At 38.0% G+C, this 3,860-nt stretch carries 3 protein-coding genes; 2 read left to right on the forward strand and 1 reads right to left on the reverse strand.

Annotated features, from left to right (window positions below):
* On the forward strand, positions 1–394 hold a 394-nt coding region (locus tag JR312_RS06220; RefSeq protein WP_416647978.1), incomplete at its 5' end, for an SDR family oxidoreductase.
* A gap of 470 nt (positions 395–864) precedes the next feature.
* Here JR312_RS06220 and JR312_RS06225 read toward each other — a convergent pair.
* Positions 865–1,035 (reverse strand): hypothetical protein, encoded by a 171-nt coding sequence (locus tag JR312_RS06225; RefSeq protein ID WP_237357319.1) that lies wholly within the window; start codon positions 1,033–1,035, stop codon positions 865–867.
* Between the two features lie 138 nt (positions 1,036–1,173).
* On the opposite strand from JR312_RS06225, the gene carB reads away from it, so the two are divergent.
* On the forward strand, positions 1,174–3,860 hold a 2,687-nt coding region (gene carB, locus JR312_RS06230; RefSeq protein WP_416647979.1), incomplete at its 3' end, for a carbamoyl-phosphate synthase large subunit.

Consider the following 3,860-nt stretch of genomic DNA (forward strand, 5'->3'; position numbering starts at 1 on the left):
TGAAGAGCTACAGAACGTAATGAATACAAATTTTACTGCCAATTGGTGCTTACTAAAAAACTTAGATCCAATGCTAAAAAAGTCTAATGCTGGAAGAGCGATATTCATGACCTCAGAAGTGACACTTTCTCCTTCCTCTTATCCATATTGGATGCCGTATGCTGCAAGTAAAGTTGCACTAGAAATAATGGTGCAGATATATGCATCTGAGACAAAACATACAAAATTATGTGTAAATGCTGTATACACGGAAGGACCTGTGGGTAGTGAGCAGGCATTTCCTGGATCTGAATTGGTGTCACCTGATAAACTAACAGATAAATTTGTGGAATTAGCTTCTGAAGACTGCAGCATATCAGGAAAAATCTTACCGCTCAGCAAATCTCCCGAATAAATTACCATAGTATCTGCAAAGATACCGTTAAGCCCACAACTGTATGAACATTGTGATTTGAGAGTAATCTCCACTAGGAAGGATGTCATCCCAGTGCCTCTATGGTGTCATTCCAGTGCTTGACACTGGAATCTAGTCTTTATTATGCAGCCACTTATTTAAAGTTAAGTTTTCTGGATCCCAGATGGCTTTGTTGCATCGCTAGCTATGATGGATTAAAGATAAAAAAGGTGGAGAATATCAGTAGCTTATTATTCTGGTATTTATAACAAGAACGGTCAGTGAATACCTAAATTTGAGTAAAAGAAATTTCACTACCACTCACTAATCCGGCTAAAATTCAAGAATTTCAATGCTTTAGCTATTTTCAATAGAATTAAATTTATTAATATAAATAACAAGTTACTATTCTTAAATTTGATCAGATTGATTGCAAAAAAAACAAGATTTTCAATAAGTTGCTTATAATCCTAATTATAGTTAGCTTTCATAAGTAGCGATGCAACAAAGCCATCCCAGACTGGGATGACACCTCTGGGCACTGCCGTCATAAAGGAACCAGTGTCAGCTACTTGAATGACATCATTTGCTGTGCAATTTACCTTCAAAAATGAATGTTTGTACAGCTGTGTGTCAAGCACTGGAATCTGCCACGCAAATTGCAATGTTCGTACAGTTATGCGTCAAGCCTAAAAGTAATTAGCTAATAGGTTTAATAAAAATTCACATATACAGGAAAGATTGGTAACATTACTTGAATAGAGACCGTTATTGTAATTATGCCGAAACGCACAGATATAGAATCTATATTAGTAATAGGAGCAGGCCCAATAGTTATAGGTCAGGCATGCGAGTTTGATTATTCCGGAACGCAAAGCTGTAAAGTATTAAAAAGCGAAGGTTATAAAGTCATTTTGGTTAACTCCAACCCCGCAACTATAATGACAGATCCTGAGTTTTCTGATGCGACGTATATTGAGCCGGTACTGCCTGAAATCATAGAGAAAATTATAATTAAGGAGAGGCCAGACGCAATATTGCCAACAATGGGCGGGCAAACAGCGCTCAATTGTGCAATAAAACTTGCAGATGATGGAGTGTTAGACAAATACAACGTAGAATTAATAGGGGTAAATAGAGAAGCAATAAAAAAAGCAGAGGATAGAGAGTTATTCCGCCAATCCATGGATAAAATAGGACTGAAATACCCCAAAAGTATCATTATAAAAAATCAAGAACGAATAAAAGAGGCTTTGGATTACGTTGGATTACCAGCAATTATCCGCTCGTCATTCACTCTTGGTGGCGCAGGTAGTGGCATAGCATATAATAAAGAGGAGTTTTTCAATATCGCAGAAAGTGCTCTCAAAATTTCGCCAATAAATGAAGTTCAGATAGATGAATCAATTATCGGCTGGAAAGAATATGAAATGGAAGTTATCCGCGATTGTAAAGATAACTGCATAATAGTCTGTTCGATAGAAAATGTTGATCCGATGGGAGTGCACACTGGGGATAGCATAACTGTTGCTCCTGCTTTGACTCTGCGTGACGTAGAATACCAACAGATGAGAAATGCATCTATAGCAGTGCTGAGAGAAATTGATGTTAGTGCCGGCGGTGCAAATGTTCAGTTTGCAGTGAATCCTAAAGAAGATGGAAGCCTCGTTGTAATTGAAATGAATCCAAGGGTTTCTCGCTCTTCTGCACTTGCTTCGAAAGCAACAGGCTATCCTATTGCAAAAGTTGTAACTAAACTTGCTATTGGCTATTCGCTCGATGAAATATGTAACGACTGTGCTCCAGTTATACCTGCTGCATTCGAACCAGTGATTGATTATATCGTCACTAAAATTCCTCGATTTGAGTTTGAGAAATTTAAGGGGACGAATTGTGAACTATCAACCTCCATGAAATCAGTGGGAGAAGTAATGTCTATAGGCCGCACTTTTAATGAGTCACTACAGAAAGCTTTTCGCTCACTTGAAACAGGGCTCACGGGACTTGATGAAGTGTTTTCTGAAGACACAGATGTTAAATCTCAATTAGCAAAATTGCTGCCAAACAGATTACTGATTGCTGCTGACGCAATGCGTCACGGAATTAGCATAGAAGAAATAAATTCGATTACAGGATATGACTTATGGTTTCTGCAAAATATACAGCAAATCATCTTGGCTGAACAAAAAATCAAGGAAAACGGCCTTCCTGGAACTGCATATGAAATGTTAGAGCTGAAAAAAATGGGGTTTTCAGATGCAAGATTGGCAAAATTGAGCAATAAGAAAGTAGAACAAATTGAAGCAATAAGGAAAAAATTTGATGTTAATCCAGTTTATAAGCGTGTAGATACCTGTGCAGCTGAATTTGAATCGAGCACTGCTTATATGTATGGCTGCTATGAGGGTGATGTTGAAAATAAAACGGAATGTGAGGCGAATATTTCGGATCGAAAAAAAGTTGTCATTTTAGGAAGTGGTCCAAATCGCATTGGTCAAGGTATTGAGTTTGATTATGCATGCGTACATGCAGCTTCTGCCGCCAAAGAAATGGGGTATGAAACAATAATGATTAACTGTAATCCGGAAACCGTTTCAACTGATTATGATACCGCTGATCGTTTATATTTCGCCCCACTGATTGCAGAGGATGTGCTTGAAATACTAAGCAAAGAGCAAGAAAATGGCACACTGGTTGGTGTAATAGTTCAAATAGGTGGTCAAACACCTTTAAAGTTAGCCAAAGTGCTTAACGAGAGAGGTTTCAAAATTCTGGGAACTTCGTTTGATTCTATTGACCTTGCAGAAGATCGCATGAGATTTAAAAACCTTGCTTTGCAACTTAATTTAAAACAACCTGAAAGTTCTATCTGCCATTCAGTAAAAGAAGCGTTAACCAACGCAGAAAAGGTGGGGTTTCCACTAGTAGTCAGGCCATCATATGTCCTCGGCGGTCAGTCTATGTCGATTAGACACGATACTCAGAGCTTTAAAGAGTATGTCTTGAATCAAACCAAAATTTTTGAACACGGGTCACTGCTTCTTGATAAATTTTTAGTCAATGCAGTTGAGGTTGACGTTGATGCTGTATGTGATGGGAAAAAAGTTTTCATTGCAGCGGTCATGGAGCACATTGAAGAAGCTGGTATCCACTCTGGCGATTCAACATGCTCAATACCGACAAATACATTGAGTGACGAAGTAATAAAAGAGATCGAGCTCCAAACTGAAAGAATAGCTCTTGCACTAGAAGTGAAAGGTCTGATAAACATTCAGTTTGCTGTTCAAGAGAGTGATGTATACATACTTGAAGTGAATTTAAGGGCTAGCCGTACAGTTCCTTTTATTTCCAAGGTAATCAATATTCCTATTGCAAAGCTTGCCACTCAGGTTATTTTGGGTAAAAAATTGAATCAGGAAAACAAGCCTTTCAATCATTTTGCAGTTAAAGCTGCTGTTTTTCCATT

Source organism: Wolbachia endosymbiont of Nasonia giraulti (assembly GCF_048054155.1).
Classification (GTDB): domain Bacteria; phylum Pseudomonadota; class Alphaproteobacteria; order Rickettsiales; family Anaplasmataceae; genus Wolbachia; species Wolbachia pipientis_C.